Genomic DNA, 22,378 nt, shown 5'->3' on the forward strand with positions numbered 1-22,378 from the left:
CCTCGGGGTCAGCGGCCGGGCGCTCGTCCTCCGGGGCGCTCGACCGGCTTCCCGTCGGCGTCCAGCATGGTCACCCGGACCTCGGGCAGGGGGCGGGCCCGGCCGGGCACCGGTAGCCCGACCAGGGCCCGCTGGGTGGCCAGAACGACCGCCCAGTGGGCCGCCCCGACCAGCACGGGCCCCCACACGGACCCGGGCAGGACCAGTGTGTAGAGGAGCAGGCCGAGCAGGGCCAGCAGTGTCTGCGTCCAGAGCGTCTCACCGCCGCCGCCCACGTGCCGCCAGCCGAGGAGCAGGGTCAGGACCGTCACGACGAACGGCACGGAGTCGAAGGCCAGCGTCATCGTCGGCAGGAGCACCGTGTAGACCACGAGGACGTCGGACAGCACCACCAGGGCGCGGCCGACCGCCAGGGCCCTGAACCCGCGCCGGTCGCCGGGGAGTCGGAGGACGCGGTACCAGTCCTCCTCGGGCAGGGGCCTCCCGGAGTGGACGCGGCGCAGCAGCGCGCCGTTCGACCGGGCCAGGGTCAGGAGGTGGGCCAGGAAACCGCCCACGAGCACCGTTCCCGCCAGGGCGAGGACCGGTTCGGGGAGGTCCCCGGGGGCCGGAGCCGACCAGCCGAGGTCCGCGACGGACACCCCGTCGGCGGTGCCCACGAAGGCCATCACCAGGAGGAGTTCGAAGAGGAGGAACCAGGCCCCGGTACGGAGGCTCTCGGCGTGATGGGTGGTGTGCGGCCCCGTGCCGCGTCGACACCGCGCGGCGGCCCGGGACCGGGCCAGCGGGGGCGAGACCACGCAGTGGGCGAGCAGCACGAGGGCCACGACGGTGGCCACCGGGCCGGGGTCGAGGGTCGGGGGCTGGAAGTACACGGGGGCACCTTCTCGGGAGGTCGCGCGGTGAACCGCGACGGTCCGAGGGAGCGAACCACGGGTGCGCGACAGCGAGATTCTGTCCGAACAATCCCCTTTTGTCACACCTGGATTTGTCACCGCCTGACAAAGGATGTGGCGGCGGACACACACCCGTCTTGTCGCACGACCCCCGCCGGTGCACAGTCGACACCATCACGCACTCCGTGCCCCCCCCGGGGGCACGGACGACCCCCCAAGGAGAACCGTATGAGTACCGGAGTCGACCAGGCCGACGTCGTCGTCGTGGGGGCGGGACTGGCCGGACTGGCCGCCACGGCGGAACTGGCCGACGCCGGGAAGCGGGTGATCCTGCTCGACCAGGAGCCCGAGCAGTCGCTCGGCGGACAGGCCCACTGGTCGTTCGGCGGACTGTTCTTCGTCGACTCCCCCGAACAGCGGCGCATGGGCATCCGGGACTCCAAGGAGCTGGCCCTCCAGGACTGGATGGGGACCGCCGCCTTCGACCGCCCCGAGGACGCCTGGCCCCGCAGATGGGCCGAGGCCTACGTGGACTTCGCCGCCGGGGAGAAGTACTCGTGGCTGCGCCAGCAGGGTCTCAAGGTGTTCCCGCTGGTGGGCTGGGCTGAGCGCGGCGGCTACCTCGCGGACGGGCACGGCAACTCGGTACCGCGTTTCCACATCACCTGGGGCACCGGACCGGGCGTGGTCGAGCCCTTCGAGCGCCGGGTCCGCGCCGCCGCCGAGCGCGGCCTGGTCTCCCTGCGCTTCCGTCACCGGGTGGACGAACTGGTCGTGACCGACGGAACCGTCACCGGAGTGCGCGGCGCGGTGCTGGCCCCCAGCGACGTCGCACGGGGACGGGCCAGCAGCCGCGACTCCGTCGGCGAGTTCGAGATCGGCGCACAGGCCGTCATCGTGACCGCCGGGGGGATCGGCGCCAACCACGACCTCGTGCGCCGGAACTGGCCGGAGCGGCTGGGCACCGCGCCCCGGCACATGCTGTCGGGGGTGCCCGCCCACGTGGACGGGCGCATGCTCGGCATCACCGAGGAGGCGGGCGGCGAGATCATCAACCGGGACCGGATGTGGCACTACACGGAGGGCATCCAGAACTGGGACCCGGTCTGGGCGGGTCACGGCATCCGCATCCTGCCCGGACCGTCGTCGCTGTGGCTGGACGCGACCGGCCGACGGCTGCCCGCCCCGTACTTCCCCGGGTTCGACACGCTGGGCACGCTGGACCACATCATGCGGAGCGGCCACGAGTACACGTGGTTCGTGCTGTCGCAGAAGATCATCGAGAAGGAGTTCGGGCTCTCGGGCTCCGAGCAGAACCCCGACCTGACCGGCAGGGACGTCAAGCTGGTCCTCCAGCGGGTGCTCCCCGGAGCCCCGGGCCCGGTGGAGGCCTTCAAGCAGAACGGGGCCGACTTCGTGGTCGCGGACCGGCTGCCCGAGCTGATCCGGAAGATGCGGGAGGTCGCGGGCGACGACGTCCTCGACGCCGAGACGGTGACCCGCGAGGTGGTGGCCCGCGACCGGGAGATGGTCAACACCTTCACCAAGGACCTCCAGGTCATGGCGATCCACGGCGCCCGCAACTACCGCGGGGACCGGCTCGCCCGCGTGGCCAGACCGCACCAGATCCTCGATCCCAAGGCCGGACCGCTGATCGCGGTGCGCCTGCACGTCCTCACCCGCAAGACCCTCGGCGGCCTGCACACCGACCTGGACGCCCGCGTGCTCCGGGGAGACGGCACGCCGCTGCCGGGGGTGTACGCGGCCGGTGAGGTGGCGGGGTTCGGCGGCGGCGGCGTGCACGGCTACCGGTCCCTGGAGGGCACCTTCCTGGGGGGCTGCCTCTTCTCCGGCCGCACGGCGGGCAGAGCCGCCGCGGCCGCCCTGGGCTAGGTCGGAACGGAGGGGGTGGGCGCGGCGAGCCGTACCCACCCCCTCCGTTCCTTTCCGGGCACACCGGAGAAGCGAATGATGTGGTCACTTACTCGCGAATCTGGCGATTCCCGCCCTGAGTGACCGAGGGTTCCGACACGCTGGTCTCCATGCGACCAAGGAGGCATCATGAGTGTCATGACTACCGGCGACACGGACCTGGAACCGACACGGCTCACTGTGGACGACCTGCAACGCACGCCGGACGATGGACGGCGGTACGAGCTGGTCGACGGGAGGCTTGACGTGTCCCCCGCCCCCGCCAGCTTTCACACACTGGTCACCGGCCGCCTGACGGCGCACCTCAGCAACTGCGCTCCCACGGGTCTCATGATCATGGACGGCCCCGGCATCACCCTCAACGCACAGCGGACACGGCACCGCATCCCCGACGTCGCCGTGATCCGCAACGAGGATTTCCAGATGCCGTACACGACCCGGCCTCCGCTCCTCGCGGTGGAGGTGGTGTCCCCGGAGAGCGTCCTGCGGGACCACCACACCAAGAAGCACGAGTACGCCGCCTTCGGGATCCCCTCGTACTGGCTGATCACCCCCGACCCGGACGACCCGAGCATCATCGAGTTGCAGCTCAAGGACGGTGAGTACACGGAGGTGGCGGCGGCCTTCGGGAAGGACGTGCTCGACACCGACCTGCCGTTCCCCGTGCGCATCGCACCGCAGTGGCTGCTGCGCCTGGACGGAGACTGGCGGGAACACGTGGGAGGACCGAAGGAGGCGGATGAGACGCGCGCGGAGCAGGAGACGGAGAAGCCGGAGAACGACGCCTAGACGCCCGCCCCACGACAACAGAGGAGCCGGGTGCCCGTCGGGCACCCGGCTCCGTCATGTCCGCTCCGTCCCCGTTTCCGGATCCTTCGGACCCTCGGGGACCTCGGGGTCGGAGGCACCCTTGCGCGGGCGCCCCCTGCGGGGGATGTCCTTGGCCTCCCTGGGCATCCGGCCCGCCTCGTCCAAGGCGCGGCGCAGGAGGAACTCGATCTGGGCGTTGGTGCTGCGGAGCTCGTTCCCGGCCCAGCGCGCGAGCGCGTCGTGGACGGCGGGGTCGAGCCGCAGCAGCACCTTCTTGCGCTCGGGCACGGCACCTCACCCGGATCTACTGGTAGAGGGTCCCGGTGTTCACGACGGGGCTGGCGGGGCGGTCCGAGCAGAGGACCACGAGCAGGTTGCTGACCATGGCCGCCTTGCGCTCCTCGTCCAGGTCCACGACGTCCTCGTCCGACAGGCGTTCCAGAGCGCGGTCGACCAGGGTGACGGCGCCCTCCACGATCTCGGCGCGGGCGGCGATCATGGCGCTGGCCTGCTGGCGCTGGAGCATGGCCTGGGCGATCTCCGGGGCGTAGGCCAGGTGGGTGAACCGGGACTCCACGATCTTCACGCCCGCCGCGTCGACCCGTTCGGCGACCTCCTTGGACAGCTGCTCGGTGATGGCGTCGGCGCTGTCACGCAGTGAGGGGACGGCGTCCTCGCCGTAGGAGTCGTAGGGGTACTTGCCCGCGATGTGCCGGACCGCGGCCTCGGTCTGGGTGGAGACGAACTGGATGAAGTCGTCCACCTCGAAGGAGGCGCGCGCGGTGTCCTCCACCTGCCAGACGACGACGGCGGCGATCTCGATGGGGCTGCCCGAGGCGTCGTTGACCTTCATGACGGAGGTCTCGTGGTTGCGGATGCGCGTGGAGATCGCGTTGCGCACCGTCAGCGGGTTGACCCAGCGCAGGCCGTCGGTGCGGATGGTCCCGACGTAACGGCCGAAGAACTGGACGACCTGGGCCTCGTTGGGCGCGACCATCGTCAGGCCGATGGCCAGGACGACGCCCACGGCGGCGATCACGACGCCGACGGCGATCAGTGACCCGTGCAGGCCGAGGAGGGGCAGGGCGGCGATCCCGGCTCCGCCGAGGAACAGCACGACCGAGACGACGAACATGGGGATGCCGCCGGACCCGAAGGCCTCACGTTCCCGGTACTGCGGTGCTGGCCTGACGACACTGGACGTCTCGCTCATCCGTCGACCTTCCCTTCCTTCGTGGTGCGTTCCTCGTGTGATGACTCGAGCATAGCATTGTGATATCACTTTTAATGGACGGCCTCCCCCGGGGCCCTGACTGAGAGGAGACGTGGACGCGATGAGCACCGACGCTCTGCGCCTGCGACCGCCGCACCACCGCGTGGACCGGCGCGCCGTCTGGTGGTGGACGACCCGCTCCCTCGCGGTGACGGTGACGCTCACCGTCATCGCGGTCGTTCCGGCGCTGATCTGGGAGCCGGTGCGCTTCTGGTTCCTGGTCGCCGCCGGGGTCGTCGGCGGGATCGGGCTGCTGGTCACGATCGTCATGCCGCAGTGGCGGTTCCGGGTGCACCGCTGGGAGGTCACCGACACCGCCGTCTACACCTCCAGCGGGTGGATCTGGCAGGAGTGGCGGGTGGCCCCGATGTCCCGCGTCCAGACCGTGGACACCGCACGCGGCCCGCTCCAGAGGGCCTTCGGGCTGTCGAGCGTGACCGTCACGACCGCCTCGGCCGCCGGGCCGATCGAGATCAGCGGCCTGGACCACGAACTGGCGACCCGGGTGGCCGACCAGCTCACCGACAGCACCCAGGCGATTCCGGGGGACGCGACATGACCTCCCATGACGACCACCGCCCCGAGGAGACCCCTCCCGTGGAGCACGCCCACGACGGACCGGGACCGGCGCCCGCCCAACCGCCCGTGGAGGGCGCCACACCCGTCACGGAGGGCGCCGAGGACGGCTGGGAGGGCCTGAGCCCGCTCAGCGTGTGGGCCTCGGCGGTCATCGTCTCCGTGTTCCTGGTCCCCGCGGCCGTCGTGGGCACCGTCGTCCTGCTCGTCGTGGGACTGCCGTGGTGGGCGCTGGTACCGGTCCCGGCCACCCTGGCCTTCGTGGCCCTGTTGACCTACCTGGAGATGCTGCGGCTGCGCGCCGTGCGCTACCGGGTCACCGCCGAGCGTATGGAGACGCGCTCGGGCGTCATCGCCAAGGCCTACCGTTCCATCCCGCGTGAGCGCGTGCGCACCGTGGACGTGGCCGCTCCCCTCTACACCCGGATCTTCGGCCTGTGCTCGGTGACCGTCGGCACGGGCGAGTCCGCCGGTTCCGGCGGCGGCGACCAGCTCAAGCTGGAGTACGTGACCGCGGACCAGGGGGAACGGCTCCGCCGGGAACTCCTGCGCCGCACCGCGCCCGGCGCCGGCTCGGCGGGCGTCCCCGAGGGCTCCGGGAGCGGCTCGGAGGAGGCTCCGGACGGGGAGGAGACGGAACTGGCCCGGCTGAACCCGCGCTGGTTCGCCTACGCCCCCGCCACCTCGGCCACCTTCGGCATCGGTCTCGGTGTGATCGCCGCGCTGGTCGGCATCAACGCCCAGAGCGGAGGCCACGGGTGGAGGTGGATCTCGGAACGGGCCGACCTGCCCAGCGCGGAGGCGATGTCCAGCTTCGTGATGGCGCGACTGCTGCTGGTCGTCCCCGGCGTGCTGCTGGCGCTGCTGGTGTCGGGGGTGGCGGTCCTGCTCCTGATCGCCGTGGAGACCTGGTGGGACTACCGGCTCGTCCGCGAGTCCGACGGTACGGTGCGGCTGCGGAGGGGCCTGCTGACCAGTGTCTCGCTGTCAGTGGAGGGCCGACGCCTCAACGGCGTGGTGCTGCACGAGCCGTTCGTCCTGAGGACCGTGGGGGGTGCCTCCGTGCGCGCGGTGGCCACGGGGCTGGCCGCCGGTGACGCGGAGAAGTCGGAGGCCAAGAGCCGCCTGTCCCCGGCCATGCCAAGGAAACGGGCGCGTGAGCTGGGCGCCGCCCTGATGAAGGGGCCTTCCTCGGCGTTGGACGTGCCGCTGGCCCGCCACCCGAAGGCTGCCCTGCGCCGCCGGTTCACCCGGGCGACGGTGTGTTCACTGGTGGCGCTGGCCCTGGCCGGCGGACTCGCCTGGCTCCACCAGGTGGCCACCGAGGCGTGGTGGGACGTCCTGCGGACGGCGGAGGAACAGTTCCTGCCGTTCTCGCTGGCGACCCCGGCCGTGGAGGCCACCCCCGGCTGGGGCTGGTTCGCGGTGGCGCTGCTGTTCGCGGCGGTGGCGTTCTGGTACGCGGTCGGTTCGTACCGGGGCCTCGGCCACGGTCTGCACCCGGAGTACCTGGTGGTGCGCAAGGGGATGGCCTCCCGTGACACCGTCACGTTGGAGCGGGACGCGGTGATCGGCTGGCGGGTCACGCGGTCGCCGTTCCAGCGTCGTCTCGGTCTGGCCGACGTGGCGGCGACCACCGCCTCCGGCGAGGGGATGTACGCGGCCCTGGACGTGGGTCTGGGCCAGGGCCTGGGCTGGGCCGACGAGGCCGTTCCCGATCTTCTGGCGCCCTTCCTGGTGCGCACGGAGGGCGACGGCCGGGAGCGCGGGGCCGCGACCTCCGTGCTGCCCTAGCGGCACGCGGCGCGGATCCGCCGCCACCGTACGGGACCGTGGCCCGGTGCCCCACTTCCCCGGGGCGCCGGGACACGGTCGTCTCCGCTCACGTGCCGGATTCCGGGCACGGTCGCGCCCGGTGCTCGGCGGTTCAGGGCACGGGGTTGTCGAAGATGGGTTCGCCGTCGACGCGCAGGCCGCTGGTGTGGGTGAGCGCCATCTCCACCATGGGGTAGACCTCGAAGAGCCGCCGCATCCCGAGGGCCGCCAGCACCCGTTCGGCGATGGGCGCGGGTTCGGCCAGGACCACGTGTCTGCCCTGCCCGGTCAGGACCTGGTAGACGGCGACCAGGGCGCGCACTCCACTGGCGTCGAAGAAGCCGAGGCCGGACATGTCCACGACCAGACAGTCGCACCGTGAGGCCTCCGCGGCCTGGAGCAGCCGCTCCCGAAGGTGTTCGGCGGTGGCCAGGTCCACCTCACCGTGGACGCGCACCACCGTCACTCCCGTGCAGGGAAAACGTTCCTGGGCCGAGAACGGGCCATCCTTCGCCACTCGGGCCACCTCTCACCGGACGTAACCTTTCCACTACGCAACCGCGTACGAGATCGTAACCTCTTCAGGGATCTTCTGGGAGGGTTTCCATGAGAAAATCCACCGGAATCTCGCTGATATGACCCCACCGTCACCCCGGTGTCACCGACTCCCGGGTTTGACCGCGTCGTCGCGCGGGCCCCGGTTCCACAGGACCCCCATTCCTTTCTCTCGGACACTCCCGATCCGGCCCCCGCACCGTGCTTTCCTCGCCTTCGTGCGGTAAAAGCGGTACTTGGACACCCGTGTGTCGGCCGGTGGCTCCGTTCCCCCTGGGGAACGGGCCCCCGACCGCCCTCATGGACACGAAGAGAGCGAAGGGAGGGAGCGGCACGCGGCTGCCCCCGGGCAGTGCGGCGACCGCGACCCCGATGACCGAAACCGCTGACACCCAGCCCGGATGGTTCTCCTCCGAGGAGCTGGAGAGCGTCCGCGCCAGCATGCCCGTGCTCTACGTCCAGGCGGTGCCCGTTCGGGTGGACGAGTCCGGGTCGGTGACCCACGTGGGACTACTGATGCGCGCCGACCCCGACGGCAGCTTCAACCGTTCGGTGGTCTCCGGGCGGGTTCTCTACCACGAGCGGGTGCGGGACGCGCTCCTGCGCCATCTGGAGAAGGATCTGGGGCCGGTCGCCCTGCCGCGCATCCCCAGTTCACCGCAGCCGTTCACCGTCGCGGAGTACTTCCCCACGCCCGGTGTCACTCCGTTCCACGACCCCCGCCAGCACGCGGTGGCCATGGCCTACGTGGTACCGGTGAGCGGTGACTGCCAGCCCCGCCAGGACGCCCTCGACCTGGTGTGGTTCACCCCCGAGGAGGCCACCAGCCCGCAGGTGCGGGAGGAGATGCCGGGCGGCCAGGGCGTCCTGGTACGCCAGGCACTCGCCCACGTCGGGCACGCGCCGTGACGGTCCCCGCCACCGCAACGCGGGCCTGAGCGCGGGCCCCGGACCCCGGTCCCTCACGGGCCCGGGGTCCGGGATCCCCCTTCACGTGCGAGGCGACTCCGAATCTCCTACGGCGAGTGGGTCTAGGCTGGAGGCCATGCTCGCTTCCCTCGTCACCGACGTGCTCGCCCTCGTCCCCGAGGACCCACCCGTGGGTCCCCCACGTGTGATCCTCGGACTGACCGGCGCCCCCGCCGCGGGCAAGTCCACCCTGGCGCGCTACCTGGTGCACGCGGTCGACGAGCAGGCGGGGGCGGGCACCGCCGGGTACCTGCCCATGGACGGCTTCCACCTGTCCAACGCCCAGCTGGACCGAATCGGCCGCCGAGACCGGAAGGGGGCGCCGGACACCTTCGACGCGTTCGGCTACCTGGCGATGGTGCGTCGACTCCTGGCCGAGACCGACAACCCGGTGTACGTCCCCGACTACGACCGCAGGCTGCACGAGCCCATCGCCGCCCAGCACGTGATCGGGCCCCGCACGCGGCTGGTCGTGACCGAGGGCAACTACCTCGCCAGCGACGAGGAACCGTGGGCCGGGGTGCGCGGGCTGTTCGCGGAGCTCTGGTACGTGGAGGCCGAGGACCGGGTCCGCGAGCGACGTCTGCGCCGCCGCCAGATGGCCGGCGGCGCGAGCGTGAGCGCCGCCCAGGAGTGGGTCGAGCGCAGCGACCGGCCCAACGGGGAACTCGTGAAGACCCTGCGGGACCACTGCACCCGGGTCGTGCGGGTGAGCGGTGTCCCGAGGCTGGGGTCGCGGGACCGCTACTCCGCGCGCTGACCCCTCCCGCGAGCCGGTCCCCTGGGAGGACCTCGCCGCCCGGAGGCGGGACCCGAGCGCGAGCACCGAGGGCCCTGGGGACGGTCCGCGCCCGGCCCCCTCCGCCCCCGACCGAGCACCCCGGCCGGTGAGGTGGATCACCGGGAGGACGGGAGGGCCGTCAGGGCGGTTGATCCAGATATGTCCGCTCGTGTGGCGGAACGTCGACCCTCGCCCCCGGCGTCCACATGTTGAGACAAAAGTTCCATATGGCGTCCACCGCGGCTAACATCCCTCCATCGACCCGCACTGACCTGGAAAGAAACTCCTCATGAAGGACGTCGCCGAAGACAACCCGGCGCCGGAACGGCCACAAGCCGAGACGGCGGCGCCACCGACCAACCCGAAGCGGAAGGTCCTCACGGCGAGCCTTGTGGGCACGTCCATCGAGTTCTACGACTTCTACATCTACGCGACCGCCGCGGTCCTGGTCTTCCCCTACCTGTTCTTCCCCGAGGGCGACCTGATGGCGGCGCGCCTCCAGTCGCTGGCGACCTTCGCCATCGCCTTCGTGGCCCGCCCGATCGGATCCTGGCTGTTCGGCCACTTCGGGGACCGGATCGGCCGCAAGGCGACCCTGGTGGCCTCCCTGTTGACCATGGGTATCGCGACCATCGCGATCGGCCTGCTGCCGACCTACGCGCAGATCGGCGTGGCCGCGCCGCTGCTTCTGGCGCTGTGCCGGTTCGGCCAGGGCCTGGGCCTGGGCGGCGAGTGGGGCGGTGCGGCGCTGCTGGCCACCGAGAACGCACCCCCCGGCAAGCGCGGCTTCTACGGCACGTTCCCGCAGCTGGGCGCGCCGATCGGCTTCTTCCTGGCCAACGGCGTCTTCCTCATCCTGAGCCAGGCCATGTCGGACGAGGACTTCCTCGCCTTCGGCTGGCGCATCCCGTTCCTGCTCTCCACCGTGCTGATCATCGTCGGCCTGTGGGTGCGGCTCACCCTCCACGAGACGCCCGCCTTCGCCAAGGTCATCGCCTCCGGGGAACGCGTCAAGACCCCCATCGTCGAGGTCTTCCGCCACAACTGGCCAGCCGTGGTCATCGGCACGCTCATCATGCTGGCGACCTACGTGCTCTTCTACCTCATGACGGTCTTCTCCCTGGGCTTCGGCACGGACGCGGAGACCGGACTGGGCTACGAACGCACCGACTTCCTGGTCTTCCTGCTCATCGGTGTCCTGTTCTTCGCGCTGTTCACACCGATCTCCGGACTGCTCGCGGACCGGTTCGGCCGCAGGCCCGTCCTGATCACGGTCACGTGCACGATCATCGCGTTCGGCTTCGCCATGGGTCCGCTCATGGGCAGCGGCGGGACCGTCGGGGTGATGGCCTTCCTGATCATCGGCCTGTCCCTGATGGGTCTGACCTTCGGCCCGATGGCGGCGGTGCTGCCGGAGCTGTTCCCGACCAAGGTGCGCTACACCGGCGCCTCGGCCGCCTACAACCTCGCCAGCCTGCTGGGCGCCTCGTTCGCGCCCTACATCGCGACCTGGCTCGCGGGGACCTTCGGACTCGCCTGGGTCGGCGGCTACCTGGTCCTGGTCGGCACCATCACCCTGGGCGCGCTGATCGTCAGCCGCGAGACCAGTCACGACGACCTGGACAGCATCTCCACCAAGGTGACCAAGTAGCGGGCAGCAGTGGGCGGGGGCCTCTCCCCCGCGTCGGGAAGGGCCGGGACGGCACACGCCGCCCCGGCCCTTCCGTCGTCCGTACCGGTTCGCGGCGCCGATCGCGTGAGGGGAGGCAGGCGGCCCCGGGGGTCCGGGCAGGCCCCTACGGCGGCCTAACGACGGCCGTCCGACGCACACGCGCGGTCTTCACGGGGAACTTATCGACCGACGAGTACACGGAAGGGTGTACCAGAACGGCCCCGGAGCGCCCCGGGACCACGCCCCTGAACCGGTGAACGGTCCGAGGTCCGTACTGCCCACGACCGGACGGATTCCCGTCCCCCTCACCCCAGGGAGATCCCCATCCTTCACCGAACCACCGTCCCCCTGAGTGCGGCGCTCGTGCTGCTGGCCACGGCCTGCGGCGCGCCGAGCACCGACCTCGACGAAGTGGAGAACACCAGCAGCACGACCCCCGCGCCGAACGACGTCAACGGCGACGGGTTCCCGGACGTGCCGATCACCGGACGCTCCGGAGACGCGGAGACCGGCCAGCCCTACGTGGGGGTGCTGCTCGGCGGAACGGACGGCCTGTCCCCCGACCGCTCCGTCACGCTGACCCGCGCGGACCTCGGCCTGCCCGACGACGGCGAGCTCCTCACCGTCCTGGGCACCGGTGACCTCGACGGCGACGGCCACACCGACCTGCTCGTGGACGCCGGGAGCGGCTACGTGGTGTGGGGCGGGCCCGAGGGCCCCGCCGGGGAGGCCGTGCCGCTGCCCTGGCTGGAGAAGGACGACCCGAGCGACATGTACGCGGTGTCCCTGGTCGTCGGTGACTTCGACGGCGACGGCCACACCGACGTCACCGTCCTGGACCACCTCCAGGGCAGCCCGATCGACGAGTACGAGGCCGCCTTCCACCAGGGGCCCTTCGAACGGGACGGCTCCCCCGCCGAGAGCGGCGAGGTGGCCCTGCCCGAGGACGCCGGGGACGCGCAGCTCGACGTCATCGACGCGGACGGCGACGCGGCCCTGGACCTGCTGCTGGTCCGCAACCGCGACGAGTCCCCCGCGCCCCACCTGGTGCTCCGCTCCGGCCCGGACGGCCCCGCGCAGGAGGTCCTCGGTGACACCGCGCTGAACCACGCGTACGCGAACGGCGACTTCGACGGCGACGCCCATCCCGACCTGCTCGTCGGGGTCAGCGGCATCCCCAACAACGAACCCGGATACGAGGACGAACTGCACCCGGGGTACGTGGACTCCTACGCGGGCGGGGACGGCTTCCTGGACGCCGAACCGTCCCGTCTCACCCTCGACAGCGAGGGCGTTCCCGGCGACGCCGAGGACGGGGACGGGTTCGGCAACGGACTCCTGGTGGGTGACGTCGACGGCGACGGCTACGACGACGCGGTGGCCATGACCGGCCCGTTCCACTCCTACGAGGCCGCCACCCTGCTGTTCGGTGGCCCCAACGGGCTGACCGGCGAGCGGGCGACCGCACTCCCGGTCCCGGAGCGCGGCGACCTCGGGGCCCACCTCCCCCACTCGCTGGCCGACTACGACGGTGACGGTCACCCCGACCTGCTGCTGAGCACCGCGCACCCGGCCATGCCGGAGGGCGACGCGGGATACGCGCTGTTCCGTGGCGGTCCCGACGGCTTCGACCCGGAGCCGGTGGAGTTCACCACCGAGAGCCTGTAGGCAGTAGGTAGCAGGCAGGCGGAGCACGGGAGGCCGTCTTCGGACGGAAGGCCGGTTCGGGCTGTGGAGAACGCCCGGACCGGCCCTTCGCGTCCTAGTGTGGATCCTGCCCCCGTTTCCCTCCGACCCCCCGGAGTCCGCACGTGTACGAAGCCGCGCTCAAGCTGGGTGTCTCGGTAGTCAAGGCCGCCTGTGGCCTCTGGATCGGCAACCCGATCGCGGAGAACACCGCGACCACCGTGGTGGACCTGGTCCAGGAGAGGGTCACCGGAAGACGCGACCAGCGCAAGCTGGAGCGCAGGTTCGCGGAGATCGAGGAGAGCATCGCCGACAGGGTGGTCGGCTACCTCGACCACGAGTTCCAGGGGCTGGCCGAGAACGAGCGCGAAGCGGCGGTACTGGCCGTCGCGGACTCCTTCGAGCGGGCCGGACTGACCGACCGCGTCCTGTTCGAACAGGACCTCGACCCCCTGTACCTGGAGCGGTACGTGCGGGCCGGGGCGCCGGGTGCCACCAGGGACCTCGGCGGGCAGGCGGTCGCCCTCTACGACCGGGTGCTGCCGGAGTCCTGCGCCTACGTGATGGCCACGCTGAGGACGCTGCCGCGCTTCCAGGCCGGGGCGTTCAGCGAACTGCTGCGCCGGGAGAGCCTGGTGCTGGGCAAGCTGGACGAACTGCTGGACCGCATCCCGGAGGCGGAGGAGCGGAAGGGGAAGGGCCGGGAGGAGGACGCCGAGGCAGCCTTCGTGACCGCGTACCGCAGGACGGCCGCCGAGCGGTGGGACGTCCTGGAGCTGTTCGGCACGGACGCGCGGACCCAGAGGTACCCGCTGACCCTGGCGTACCTGAGCCTGCGGGTGTCCTGGGAGCAGGAGGACCGAGAGCAGGACGTTCTGTGGGCCGACACCGTGCACACCGGTCACCTACGGGTGGAACAGGCTCTGGCCCACACCCGACGCACCTTCCTGCGCGGACCGGCCGGTACCGGCAAGACCACCCTGATGCGCTGGGTGGGGGTGCGCGCCTGCCGGGGCGACTTCCCCGAGGCGATGTCCGCCTGGAACGGGCTGATCCCCTTCATGGTTCCGCTCCGCCAGTACGTGGGCGAGAAGCTGCCCGAGCCCGCCGACTTCGTCCGGCACACCGGCCGCCACCTGGCGGACCAGGCCCCGGAGGGCTGGGCGAACCGTGTACTCGCCGAGGGCAGAGGAATCGTCCTGGTCGACGGGGTGGACGAACTCCCCCAGGCACAGAGAGAGGCGGCCCGGCGCTGGCTGCGGGAGCTCATGACCGACTTCCCCGAGTGCCGGTACGTGGTCACCACCAGGCCCGGGGCGGCCCAGGAGTCCTGGCTGGAGGCGGACGGGTTCGTCAGCGCCGAACTCCAACCGCTCACCGACGAGGACGTCAGTTCCTTCATCCACCACTGGCACGGGGCGGTGCGCAGCGAGGTCGCGGACGACACCGAACTGGAACTCCTGAACACCTACGAGAACGAGCTCACGCGCAAGGTCCTGGGACAGCGGCACCTGCGCGCGATCGCCGCGACGCCCCTGCTGTGCGCGCTGCTGTGCGCACTGCACAGGGATCGCAACACATCGCTGCCCAGAGACCGCATGGAGGTGTACGAGGCCGCCCTGGCGATGCTCCTGAAGGACCGCGATCACCAGCGCGGGATCGCGGGGGTGGAGCTGTCCCGAGGTGAACTGGTGCTGCTACTCCAGGAACTCGCCAAATGGCTGATCATCAACGGCAGTTCGGACGCTCCGCGAGCGACCGCACAGCGCCAGGTCTCCAGAGTGTTGCGGACCATGCACCGTGTCGAGGAGGAACCGGAGGAGGTCTTCACCCATCTGGTCGTCCGTAGCGGGCTGCTCCAGTGCCCGACCGTCGACCGGGTGAGCTTCCTTCACCGCACCTTCGAGGAGTACCTGGCCGCGAAGGCGATCGTGGAGGACGACAGCTTTCCGCTCCTGGTCAGCAAGGCCCATGACGACCAGTGGCACGAGGTGGTGGTGATGGCCGCCGGGCACGCCACCCCGACGCAGAGGGAAGAACTGGTCACTGGGCTGCTGGACCGCGCCGACCAGGTGAAGAAGCACCACGACCGGCTGTTGTTGGTCGCCTTCGCCTGCCTGGAAACCTCACCCCAGTTGGCCGAGCGACTGCGTGAGGAGATCGAGGACCGCGTCCTCAGCATCCTGCCACCCAGAACGAAGGAACACGTTCACGCCCTGGGGATGGTCGGTGAATCCGCACTGCCCCTGCTCGCGAAAAGTCCACCGAAGAACGCGAGACAGGCAGCGAAGACCATCGAGGCCGCATCACTGATCGGCGGACCGGATTCGGTTCCGGTGATCGAACGGAGTCTGCCCTTCCGCAGCGAGGCCGTGTTTCTCGCGACCAGAGACGCCTGGCAGCGAGCCCCCTCCCCGGACCTCGCCCACGCAGTGCTGAAGGAGGTACATGACACCTATCGTTATGCGTTTCCCCTGTCGGCCCGCGACCTGCACTTACTTCCCCGCTACGCACAGCAGGCTCGTGTCGTCATGGTTGGGGGGACGGACCGCGATGGGATCACTCCGCTCTCCGAGATGCCTCATCTCACCAACGTGTCCCTCAACGGTGTTTCCGCCAGTGCCCCGTGGCGCATCGACCTCGGACCACTTCACGGACTCAAGGAGTTGGAGCACTTCACCAACTTCAACGCTTCCTACGTTTCCAGCATCGAGCCTCTCCTTGGAACTCGGATCAGGAATCTCTCCCTCAGTCACCCGGAAACCGTTCCCGACCTTCGGGAGGCGAGTTTCCTGCGCGATCTGGAACACCTTCGATTCGACATCTCCCTCCCAGTACACCCGCTCGATGACCTCCTCCCCGACAGAGACAGGAAGTACTCCCTAACACTCCGATTTCAGCAGGATCCAGACCATGTGGGTTACCTGAGAACTGCTGCGAACGCCCTACGCCAACTCACGCTGATCAATCACAAAGAGCTCGGCGACACGAGCGGCCTACTGAGTCAGAGAGATTCCCTGACGAGCCTTCATTTCACGGGATATGATTCCCAGATCATACCCGCTTCCATATTGCGGGAACTGGCCCTCCTCGAAGAGATCAGAGTCGATTTTCACCACTCCGATGACGAGGAGTTCGCGGAGGCCCTCAGGGAACTTCCCGCACTACGAAAAATAAATCTGAACCACGGAACCTTCAGCCTCGATCCAGTCACGGCACCTGCGTGGCTTCGCCGACTTCCGTACCTGCGCACCCTGCGCATGCACGGCTGTGGCCCCGTGGATCTGACCCCCTTGGCGGGGATGACGGACCTGACCGTGGAGGTCGCCGCGTTCCGCTCGTCCACGGTGATCGGGGCGGAGCTTCTCGGGGAAGGTTCCCGCGTGGTGCGGGACGCTCCCTATCTGCTCAGACCACGAAGAGGCGCCGGGACGGCATGACCGTGCTCGGGAGAAAGGTCCCCTCTGGAGGGGGCTTTCGGCACTTGCGCCTCGTAGAGGTGCAGCTGGGGGAACTGCCTGGTCATCACTGGTGACCTGGAACACCTGACCGACGCGCACGCGGCGACGGGGGCCGGAAACTCCCGCCTAGACTCGGTGGCGGACCCAGGACAGCTGCCGGAAAGAGTCCCCCATGCGCGCCCCAGACGGCGATCCCCACCGCCACCTCGGCCAGGATCGGCTGTCACTGCCCGAGGTACGGCTGGACGATCTGCTGGACGAGGTCCGGTCCCGGATGACCGAGATCTCGCGGACCCAGGAGCGCATCCGCACACTGTTGGAAGCCGTCGTCTCCATCGGTGAGGGCCTGGAGCTCGAACCCCTCCTGTTGCGGATCACCGAGACCGCGACCAGCCTCGTGGAGGCACGGTACGGCGCGCTCGGGGTGATCGGGCCGGACGGTGACATGAGCCAGTTCATCCCCGTGGGGCTGGGGCCGGACGAGATCGACCAGATCGAGCACTGGCCCAAGGGCGAGGGCATCCTCGGGCTGCTCATCAAGGAACCCCGACCCCTGCGGTTGCGGAACGTGCGCGAACACCCCGAGTCGCGCGGGTTTCCCGCCGGTCACCCGCCCATGCACACCTTCCTCGGGGTGCCGATCCGCATCCGCGACCAGGTGTTCGGCAACCTCTACATGACCGACAAGCTCGGTGGCGCCGAGTTCACCGGGGACGACGAGCTGCTGCTGCGGGCCCTGGCCACGGCGGCGGGCACGGCGATCGAGAACGCGCAGCTCTTCGCGCAGACCCAGAGCAGGGAGACCTGGCTGGACGCCTCCGGGCAGATCACCACCCGGCTGCTGTCCGGCGCCGCCCCGGAGGAGGTGCTGGGGCTGGTCGCACGGCGCGCCCGGGTGATGGCCCACGCCGACCTCGCCGTGATCGCCATGCCCGGGGAGGAACCCGAGACCCTCACCGTGCGGGTGTGGGACGGTCCGGACGACCCGTGCGCGCCACTGTCCGCCGGGGTGCGGGGCGCCACCCTGCCGCGGGAGGCCGACACCCTGTTGGGCGGGGTCTACCTGAGCGGGACGCCGGTGCGGACCGACGTCGCCCAGTTCGAACACCTCGGGGTGGGTTTCCTGGGCCGGTTGGGGATGGGCCCCGTGCTGGTGCTGCCCTTCGGTCCGCCGGACGGCGCCCGGGGCGTCCTGGTGCTCGCCCGCGACCAGGACCGGGAGCCCTTCCAGAGCAACTGGCTGAGCATGCTGTCCTCGTTCGCGAACCAGGCGGCGGTCGCCCTCGAACTGGCCGAGGCCCGGCTGGACTCCGAGCGACTGAGTGTGCTGGAGGACCGGGACCGGATCGCGCGGGACCTGCACGACACGGTCATCCAGCGGCTCTACGCCACCGCCCTCACCCTGATGGGCACGGTGCGGCGGATCGACGACTCCACGTCGGCGGGGCGGGTCCAGTCCGCCGTGGACGACCTGGACGACACGATCCGGCAGATCAGGTCGACGATCTTCGCGCTCCAGAGCTCCGCGGGTGACGACGCGTCCCTGCGCTCCCAGGTGCTGGCGGTGGTCAACTCGGCCACGGAGTCCCTGGGGTTCGCGCCGCGTCTGCTCACCCAGGGTCCGGTGGACAACGGGGTGGACGAGGGGACCGGCGAACACCTGGTCGCCGTGCTGCGCGAGTTGCTGTCCAACGCCGCACGGCACTCCGGGGCCGCCTCGGTGGACGTCCAGGTGTCGGTCGGTGACGGCGCGCTGGTGTTGCGGGTCTCCGACGACGGCCGGGGTTTCCGAGAGGGGGGTCACCGCAGCGGTCTGCGCAACATCGCCTCGCGCGCCGAGGAGCTGGGGGGAGCGGTGTCGGTGGTCTCCGGTCCCGAGGAGGGCACCGTGGTGGAGTGGTCGGTTCCGGCCCGGCGGGACGCCGAGAGGCGGACGGTCTAGCCGGGCACGGGTCAGGCGGTCTGGTTCATCGACATCCGCACGGCGTAGGCGGCGGCCTGGGTGCGGCGGGCCATGCCGAGCTTGGCCAGCACCCGGGACACGTAGTTCTTCACGGTCTTCTCGGCCAGGTACATCCTGGTCCCGATCTCCCGGTTGGTGAGGCCCTCACCGATGAGTTCCAGGACGCGCCGTTCCTGGTCGGTGAGATCGCTCAGCGGGTCCTCGCGCACGGCGTCCGCGCGGAGCCGTTCGAGCATGCGCGTGGTCGACTCGGGGTCGAGCAGCGAGCGTCCCCCGGCCACCGTGCGGACGGCGCCGACCAGGTCGGTGCCGTGGATCTGCTTGAGGATGTAGCCGGAGGCTCCCGCCATGACGGCGCCGTAGAGGGCGTCGTCGTCGGAGTAGGAGGTGAGCATGAGCACGCGGGTGTCGGGGAGCGCCGAGCGGAGGTCCCGGCAGACGGTGACGCCGTCGCCGTCGGGAAGGCGGACGTCGAGCACGACCACGTCGGGTTCGAGGACGGGGACCCGGGCCAGGGCCCGTGCGGCGGTTCCGGCCTCTCCGACCACCTCGATGCCGTCCTCGTCGTCCAGGAGTGCTCCGACCCCTCGTCGGACGATCTCGTGGTCGTCCACCAGGAAAACCCGGATCGTTGCGTCGCCGGCCATCGGGGCGGTTCTCCTCAGCGCTGGTGCGGTGACCGGGGCGGCGCGGCCGCCTCGGGTCGTGTGGGGGACACGGTGCGTTTCCCACCCTAGACAGTTCTGATTGGCGGCATACGAGTCAAACGTCCTTTTTCGTTTGGGGCGAGTGTCCTGGCGGGTAGTCCGCAGGTGGGGACCTTCGCCGTCGGACAGGGGGCTCGTGCCCCTCCGCCCTCGGGAGCACGACCAGCGATGATGGCGGAGGGATGACATCGAGGGCACGGTACTTCGGGGGTTCGTGATGACTGGATCAGGCGGTACGGACGCGTCCGCACGGGACCGGAGCTGGGTGACGGGACCGGCCTCGCCCCCAGAGCAGCGCAGCGCCGAGGAGGGCACGAACCGGCTCCCCGAGAGCGACCAGATGACGACCGGGGCCGACCTGGCCGACGACGAGCACTCGGCGTTCACCATCCTGGCGCGCCAGACCTGCTTCAACCTCCTGGCCTCGCACGACATCGGGAGGGTCGCGTTCACCATCGAGGGGGACGCCGCACCGACGGTGCTGCCGGTCAACTACGCGATGGTGAACGACACGATCGTCTTCCGGTCCACGCTGGCGGGGACCATCATGCGTCACGCACGGGGGCACGCGGCCTTCCAGATCGACCACTTCGACGAGGAGCGGCGTGAGGGGTGGAGTGTCCTGGCCTCCGGACGTTGCCGCTGGGTGCGTGACCAGGCCGAACTGGAGCGCATCCCCCAGGGGCGGCTCCCCCAGCCCTGGGCGGAGGGGCCGCGCGACCAGATCCTGAGGATCACGCCGGGCCGGGTGACCGGGCGGGACGTCCACCACACCTGAGGACGGCACACCGGACCCGGGAAACGACCGCCCGGGTCCCGGGCCTTTGGTGTGTTTCGCCACCGATCGGGGTATCGGTGGCGACATGGGAGCGCAAAGCCCGTCTCACCGCCGGTGTGTCCCTGACCCCGACCCGTGCCGCACGGGGACGATCTCCTCGTGCGACAGCGGCCACCACTGCCATCTCGGTCCGGGCTCCGGCACGGGGAGGAACACGTCCACCCGTGCGGGGGCCGGACGTTGAGGCCCCTGTGGGGCCGGGTGGCCCTGGGCGCGGGCGCGGCCGCCACCGCCGTCCTCTTCACCGTCTCCGGAACACCGCTGCTGCTCCACCACGCCGCCGCACTGACGCTGCCCACGTCCGCCGCACCGGTCGTGTCGCCCACGGACGGCGATCCCGACGCGCTTCGGGTCCGGGTGCTGTCCTCCCGGCCCGACACGGTCACGGGCGGGACGGCGCTGGTGCGTGTGGAACCGCCGCCCACGGTCGAACCGCACGAGGTGCGCCTGGCGGCGGACGGCGCGGACGTCACGGACGCGCTGCGCCCCGTACTCCTCCCCGAGGGCGGACACGTGTTGGAGGGGCTGGTCACGGACCTGCCCGAGGGGGGTTCCGCCCTGGTGGCCACACTGACCGAGGGGGCGGCCCCGGCTCCCGGCACCCCCACCGAGGCCCGGGTCGTGGTCACCAACCACCCGGCCTCCGGTCCCGTGTTCGCCGGGCCGCACCAGGATCCGTTCGTCTGCCAGACCGGGGAGTTCACGCTCGCCTGGGGTGGTGACCTGGGCGATCCGTCGGACGACGACTGCTCGGTGGAGACCGTGGTGGGCTACGTGTACCGCACCACGGACGGCCGGTTCGCGCCGCTCCCGGAAGGGGGTTCCCTGCCCGCCGACGTCGCCCGCACGACCACCTCCACCGGTGAGGAGGTGCCGTACACGGTCCGGGTGGAGACCGGAACCGCCAACCGTTCCGTGTACGAGACGGCCGTCCTGCACGACCCCCGCGACCCGGCCCCGGACCCGTGGACCGCTCCGGAGGGCTGGAACCGCCGCCTGGTGTACAAGTTCGGGGGCGGCTGCCCCGGAGGCTGGTTCGTGCAGGGGGCGCGGACCGCCGGGGTGGTGGACCACGGGATGCTCTCCCAGGGGTACGCGGTGGCCTCAGCCTCCCTGAACGTGTTCGGACACAACTGTGACGACCTGTTGGCCGCCGAGACCATGAGCGCCGTCAAGCAGCGGTTCATCCTTTCCCTCGGCGTCCCCGACCACACGCTGGGCTGGGGTTCCTCCGGTGGCGCCTACCAGTCCCACCAGATCTCCGACAACTATCCCGGGCTGCTCGACGGGATCGTGGTCTCCCAGAGCTACCCGGACGTCGGATTCGCGACCGTTCCCGCCGTGTCGGACGCCCTGCTGCTGCGCACCTACGCCGAGGCGCATCCGGACGCCCTGACCAGGGAGGAGCAGCGCGCGGTCTCCGGGTTCGGGACCTGGGAGGGGATCGGCGCGATGGCCGACGCCGCCGCCCGGATCGATCCCCGGGGCGTGTGCCCGTCCGCGCTGCCGACCGAGGAGCGCTACCATCCCGAGGACAACCCGGACGGCGCCCGCTGCGACGTGTTCTCCCACGCCCGCAACGTCTACGGCACCGACCCCGAGACCGGGCAGCCCCGTCTTCCCCTGGACAACGTGGGGGTGCAGTACGGGTTGTCCGCTCTGCTCGACGGGGCCATCGACGCCGACCAGTTCCTGCACCTGAACGAGCACGTCGGCGGGTTCGACCGGGACGGCGGGGTGGTGGCCGAACGCACCGTGGGCGACCCGACGGCGATCCGGGCCGCCCACGACAGCGGGCGGCTGCTCCACGGAGGCGGCGGACTGGCCGACGTCCCGATCGTGGACCACCGCCCCCACCAGGACCACGCCCCGGACGGGGACATCCACATGCGGTACCACTCGTTCAGCACCCGCGAACGCCTGCTCGCCGCCAACGGCACCGCCGACAACCACGTGATGCTGGTGGAGGCGCACCGGGGCGGCGTGTTCTCCGCCGACCAGCCGGTGGCCGGACGCGCGCTGACCGAACTCGACGCGTGGGTGACCTCCGCCGCCGAGCTGGCCAGGGACGATCCCCGGGGGGCACCCGCCGAGCACCTGCGCGGGTCCCGCCCGGAGTGGCTCACGGACTCCTGCTGGATCGGGGACGAGCGCGTGGTCGCCCCGCAGCTGCCGTTGCCGGAGGGCGGGGGCGACCGCTGCGCCGACGCCTTCCCCACGTACGGCTCACCGAGGATCGTGGCGGGCGGCCCGCTCTCCTCCGACGTCGTCAAGTGCCGCCTCACCGATTTCGACGAGGTGGCACACCCGGCGGAGTTCGACGAGGACCAGGCCGAACGGGCCCGGGAGGTGTTCGCGGACGGGGTGTGCGACTGGTCGGAGCCGGGCGAGGGCCAGCGGCCCCCGCAGGGTCCGTGGCAGTCCTTCTGAGCCGAGGACCCGCG

General features: G+C 70.8%; 17 protein-coding genes. 12 read left to right on the plus strand and 5 right to left on the minus strand.

From position 1 onward, the window contains the following. Positions 1–8: 8 nt before the first annotated feature. Positions 9–875: a hypothetical protein gene (locus ACFW3L_RS04870; RefSeq protein WP_378736449.1), complete on the minus strand. Its 867-nt coding sequence runs from the start codon at positions 873–875 to the stop codon at positions 9–11. Positions 876–1,124: 249 nt separating this feature from the next. Here ACFW3L_RS04870 and ACFW3L_RS04875 point away from each other — a divergent pair, with 249 nt between their 5' ends. Then, positions 1,125–2,789 carry an FAD-binding dehydrogenase gene (locus ACFW3L_RS04875; protein WP_378736451.1) on the plus strand — a complete coding sequence of 555 codons (1,665 nt, stop codon included), beginning with the start codon at positions 1,125–1,127 and terminating at the stop codon, positions 2,787–2,789. Between the two features lie 168 nt (positions 2,790–2,957). Then, positions 2,958–3,617, plus strand: coding sequence for a Uma2 family endonuclease (locus ACFW3L_RS04880; RefSeq protein ID WP_378736453.1), 660 nt, complete (start codon positions 2,958–2,960; stop codon positions 3,615–3,617). A 54-nt stretch (positions 3,618–3,671) separates the two neighbouring features. On the opposite strand, the gene ACFW3L_RS04885 is transcribed toward ACFW3L_RS04880, so the two are convergent. After that, positions 3,672–3,926: a hypothetical protein gene (locus tag ACFW3L_RS04885; RefSeq protein WP_378736455.1), complete on the minus strand. Its 255-nt coding sequence runs from the start codon at positions 3,924–3,926 to the stop codon at positions 3,672–3,674. Between the two features lie 16 nt (positions 3,927–3,942). Beyond that, entirely contained in the window at positions 3,943–4,851 is a 909-nt protein-coding gene (locus tag ACFW3L_RS04890; protein WP_378736457.1) for an SPFH domain-containing protein, read from the minus strand. A gap of 121 nt (positions 4,852–4,972) precedes the next feature. Between ACFW3L_RS04890 and ACFW3L_RS04895 the strand changes: the two genes are divergently transcribed. Both ACFW3L_RS04895 and ACFW3L_RS04900 read left to right on the plus strand, forming a co-directional pair. Further along, positions 4,973–5,470, plus strand: coding sequence for a PH domain-containing protein (locus ACFW3L_RS04895; protein ID WP_378736459.1), 498 nt, complete (start codon positions 4,973–4,975; stop codon positions 5,468–5,470). Further along, positions 5,467–7,281: a PH domain-containing protein gene (locus ACFW3L_RS04900; protein WP_378736461.1), complete on the plus strand. Its 1,815-nt coding sequence runs from the start codon at positions 5,467–5,469 to the stop codon at positions 7,279–7,281. The genes ACFW3L_RS04895 and ACFW3L_RS04900 overlap by 4 nt, the downstream gene beginning before the upstream one ends. Before the next feature lie 133 nt (positions 7,282–7,414). Here ACFW3L_RS04900 and ACFW3L_RS04905 read toward each other — a convergent pair whose 3' ends face one another. Next, the gene (locus ACFW3L_RS04905) at positions 7,415–7,768 is read right to left on the minus strand and encodes an STAS domain-containing protein (protein ID WP_378736935.1); all 354 of its coding nucleotides are present in this window, start codon (positions 7,766–7,768) and stop codon (positions 7,415–7,417) included. A 461-nt stretch (positions 7,769–8,229) separates the two neighbouring features. On the opposite strand from ACFW3L_RS04905, the gene ACFW3L_RS04910 reads away from it, so the two are divergent. The 6 genes from ACFW3L_RS04910 (at position 8,230) to ACFW3L_RS04935 (ending at position 18,368) form a co-directional block, all read left to right on the plus strand. After that, positions 8,230–8,766 (plus strand): NUDIX hydrolase family protein, encoded by a 537-nt coding sequence (locus ACFW3L_RS04910; RefSeq protein WP_378736464.1) that lies wholly within the window; start codon positions 8,230–8,232, stop codon positions 8,764–8,766. 136 nt (positions 8,767–8,902) lie between these two features. Continuing rightward, positions 8,903–9,586 carry a nucleoside/nucleotide kinase family protein gene (locus ACFW3L_RS04915; protein ID WP_378736466.1) on the plus strand — a complete coding sequence of 228 codons (684 nt, stop codon included), beginning with the start codon at positions 8,903–8,905 and terminating at the stop codon, positions 9,584–9,586. A 310-nt stretch (positions 9,587–9,896) separates the two neighbouring features. After that, a complete protein-coding gene (locus ACFW3L_RS04920) occupies positions 9,897–11,258 on the plus strand; it encodes an MFS transporter (RefSeq protein ID WP_378736468.1) in 1,362 nt (453 codons plus the stop codon). 384 nt (positions 11,259–11,642) lie between these two features. Next, on the plus strand, positions 11,643–12,947 hold the full coding sequence (locus ACFW3L_RS04925; RefSeq protein ID WP_378736470.1) for an FG-GAP repeat domain-containing protein: 1,305 nt from the start codon (positions 11,643–11,645) through the stop codon (positions 12,945–12,947). A gap of 143 nt (positions 12,948–13,090) precedes the next feature. Beyond that, positions 13,091–16,405, plus strand: a complete 3,315-nt coding sequence (locus ACFW3L_RS04930; protein ID WP_378736472.1) for an NACHT domain-containing protein — start codon at positions 13,091–13,093, stop codon at positions 16,403–16,405. A gap of 193 nt (positions 16,406–16,598) precedes the next feature. Next, positions 16,599–18,368 (plus strand): GAF domain-containing sensor histidine kinase, encoded by a 1,770-nt coding sequence (locus ACFW3L_RS04935; protein ID WP_378736474.1) that lies wholly within the window; start codon positions 16,599–16,601, stop codon positions 18,366–18,368. A gap of 11 nt (positions 18,369–18,379) precedes the next feature. On the opposite strand, the gene ACFW3L_RS04940 is transcribed toward ACFW3L_RS04935, so the two are convergent. After that, entirely contained in the window at positions 18,380–19,036 is a 657-nt protein-coding gene (locus ACFW3L_RS04940; protein ID WP_378736476.1) for a response regulator, read from the minus strand. Positions 19,037–19,313: 277 nt separating this feature from the next. On the opposite strand from ACFW3L_RS04940, the gene ACFW3L_RS04945 reads away from it, so the two are divergent. Both ACFW3L_RS04945 and ACFW3L_RS04950 read left to right on the plus strand, forming a co-directional pair. Beyond that, positions 19,314–19,874, plus strand: a complete 561-nt coding sequence (locus ACFW3L_RS04945) for a pyridoxamine 5'-phosphate oxidase family protein (protein WP_378736478.1) — start codon at positions 19,314–19,316, stop codon at positions 19,872–19,874. A 240-nt stretch (positions 19,875–20,114) separates the two neighbouring features. Then, the gene (locus tag ACFW3L_RS04950; RefSeq protein WP_378736480.1) at positions 20,115–22,364 is read left to right on the plus strand and encodes a DUF6351 family protein; all 2,250 of its coding nucleotides are present in this window, start codon (positions 20,115–20,117) and stop codon (positions 22,362–22,364) included. The last annotated feature ends 14 nt before the right edge of the window (positions 22,365–22,378 follow it).

Source organism: Nocardiopsis sp. NPDC058789, from assembly GCF_042745575.1.
GTDB lineage: Bacteria > Actinomycetota > Actinomycetes > Streptosporangiales > Streptosporangiaceae > Nocardiopsis > Nocardiopsis eucommiae.

What these genes read in the sequence shown, in the direction of transcription:
- ACFW3L_RS04875 (WP_378736451.1), top strand. Translation starts at nt 1,125, where the DNA reads ATGAGTACCGGAGTCGACCAGGCCGACGTCGTCGTCGTGGGGGCGGGA.
- ACFW3L_RS04945 (WP_378736478.1), top strand. Translation starts at nt 19,314, where the DNA reads ATGACTGGATCAGGCGGTACGGACGCGTCCGCACGGGACCGGAGCTGG.
- ACFW3L_RS04910 (WP_378736464.1), top strand. Translation starts at nt 8,230, where the DNA reads ATGACCGAAACCGCTGACACCCAGCCCGGATGGTTCTCCTCCGAGGAG.
- ACFW3L_RS04940 (WP_378736476.1), bottom strand. Translation starts at nt 19,036, where the DNA reads ATGGCCGGCGACGCAACGATCCGGGTTTTCCTGGTGGACGACCACGAG.
- ACFW3L_RS04890 (WP_378736457.1), bottom strand. Translation starts at nt 4,851, where the DNA reads ATGAGCGAGACGTCCAGTGTCGTCAGGCCAGCACCGCAGTACCGGGAA.
- ACFW3L_RS04900 (WP_378736461.1), top strand. Translation starts at nt 5,467, where the DNA reads ATGACCTCCCATGACGACCACCGCCCCGAGGAGACCCCTCCCGTGGAG.
- ACFW3L_RS04915 (WP_378736466.1), top strand. Translation starts at nt 8,903, where the DNA reads ATGCTCGCTTCCCTCGTCACCGACGTGCTCGCCCTCGTCCCCGAGGAC.
- ACFW3L_RS04880 (WP_378736453.1), top strand. Translation starts at nt 2,958, where the DNA reads ATGAGTGTCATGACTACCGGCGACACGGACCTGGAACCGACACGGCTC.
- ACFW3L_RS04920 (WP_378736468.1), top strand. Translation starts at nt 9,897, where the DNA reads ATGAAGGACGTCGCCGAAGACAACCCGGCGCCGGAACGGCCACAAGCC.
- ACFW3L_RS04935 (WP_378736474.1), top strand. Translation starts at nt 16,599, where the DNA reads ATGCGCGCCCCAGACGGCGATCCCCACCGCCACCTCGGCCAGGATCGG.
- ACFW3L_RS04895 (WP_378736459.1), top strand. Translation starts at nt 4,973, where the DNA reads ATGAGCACCGACGCTCTGCGCCTGCGACCGCCGCACCACCGCGTGGAC.